3 protein-coding genes are annotated in these 1785 nt (G+C 65.7%); all 3 read left to right on the top strand.

Going from position 1 to position 1785, the window contains the following annotated elements:
* Positions 1 to 724 (top strand): DNA-binding protein YbiB (gene ybiB / locus JNK68_00770; GenBank protein MBL8538877.1); only part of this gene is annotated, 724 nt, incomplete at its 5' end.
* Between the two features lie 130 nt (positions 725 to 854).
* Positions 855 to 1436, top strand: coding sequence for a superoxide dismutase [Fe] (locus JNK68_00765; GenBank protein MBL8538876.1), 582 nt, complete (start codon positions 855 to 857; stop codon positions 1434 to 1436).
* A gap of 75 nt (positions 1437 to 1511) precedes the next feature.
* On the top strand, positions 1512 to 1785 hold a 274-nt coding region (locus tag JNK68_00760; GenBank protein ID MBL8538875.1), incomplete at its 3' end, for a YdiU family protein.

Raw genomic sequence — 1785 nt, 5'->3', positions numbered from 1 at the left:
CTACAACGGTGCCAAACACGCGCCGAATCTGCTGCCGCTGGTGGCGCTGCTGCTCACGCGCCTCGGCATTCCGGTGCTGATCCACGGTGCGCTGCACGGCGAAGGACGGGTCGCTACGGTCTACGTTCTGCGCGAGCTCGGCATCCTGCCGAGCGTCACGCTGGCGCAGGCGGAAGCGCAGCTCGAGTCCGACGGCCTGGCGTTCCTCCCGACGCAGGCGCTGGTGCCCGGGCTCGCGTCGCTGCTCGCCCTGCGCGGCAGGCTCGGGGTGCGTAATGTCGCGCATACGCTCGCCAAGCTCGTCACGCCGTTCTCCGGCGACAGCGCGCTCATGCTGAGCGCCACGCATCCGTATTACCTCAACCTGATCCGCGAGTACCTTCTGACGACCGGTCACCGCGGGCTTCTCATGCGCGCGACCGAAGGCGAGGCGTTCGCCGATCCAAAGCGCCGGCCGCGCATCGATTACTTCGTCGATGCACGCCGGGAAGTCCTGTTCGAAGAGGAGGTCGCACCGCTTTCCGTGCTGCCGAATCTGCCGCAGGGGATCGACGCTGCCGCCTCGGCCGCGTGGATCCGCCGTGCGCTCGCCGGCGAGGTTCCGGTGCCGCTGCCCATCCTGCACCAGCTCGCGTGCTGCCTGTACGCCTCCGGCTACAGCGCCGACATGCACCAGGCGAAGGCTGTCGTCGCGGTGGCCACGCGCGGCCTTTCCGCCGCCTGAGATTCCCCCCGAAACGTAATTGCGGCGCCACGGACTAAGTACGGAGACGGCCCGTTTGCCGGGCTTCGCGGCGGTTCTGTAGAATCGCCGCTCCCCTTCCGCCTTACCCAGCTCACAAGGAGAGACACCGATGGTCCACGAGCTCCCCGCACTGCCTTACGCCATGGACGCACTGGCGCCGCACATCTCGAAGGAGACCTTCGAATATCACTACGGCAAGCACCACCAGGCGTATGTGACCAATCTCAACAATCTCATCAAGGGCACCGAGTTCGAAAGCATGTCCCTCGAGGAGATCATCAAGAAATCGTCCGCCGGCATCTTCAACAACGCGGCGCAGGTGTGGAATCACACCTTCTTCTGGCACAGCCTGAAGCCCGGTGGTGGCGGCAGTCCCGCCGCTGCGCTGGCATCGGCGATCGACAAGAAATGGGGATCGCTGGATGCCTTCAAGGAAGCGTTCACGAAGAGCGCCGTCGGCAACTTCGGCTCGGGCTGGACCTGGCTCGTGAAGAAAACCGACGGCACGGTCGACATCGTCAACACCAGCAACGCCGGCACGCCGCTCACCGGTGCCGACACGCCACTGCTCACACTCGACGTGTGGGAACACGCCTACTACATCGACTACCGCAATGCACGTCCCAAGTTCGTCGAGACGTTCTTAGGCCATCTCTGTAATTGGGAGTTCGCAGGGAAGAATTTCGGCTGATCCGCCGCGCCGCTTCGCTGCCGAACGAAAGACCTCCGCGGGAGGTCTTTCTCGTTTTCGGGCTTCCCACGGATGATGGATTCGCTTCGCTTCGACAACGCCTTCGTGAACCGGCTGCCGGGTGACCCCGTGGCGGGACCGCACGTGCGCCAGGTTCACGGCGCGCTGTACTCGCGCGTGGAACCGACGCCGGTGGCCGCGCCGCGGCTCGTCGCGCACTCGCGGGAAGTGGCGGCGCTGGTCGGTCTCGATGCAGCGGACGTCGCTTCGCCGCGCTTTGCCGAGGTGTTCGGCGGCAACGCGCTCGTTGCCGGCATGGAGCCGTACGCCGCCAACTACGGCGGGCATC

The sequence above is a fragment of the Betaproteobacteria bacterium genome (assembly GCA_016791345.1).
Taxonomy (GTDB): Bacteria; Pseudomonadota; Gammaproteobacteria; order Burkholderiales; family JAEUMW01; genus JAEUMW01.
This window is presented reverse-complemented; position numbering and strand designations above follow the sequence as displayed.

What these genes read in the sequence shown, in the direction of transcription:
- JNK68_00765 (MBL8538876.1), top strand. Translation starts at nt 855, where the DNA reads ATGGTCCACGAGCTCCCCGCACTGCCTTACGCCATGGACGCACTGGCG.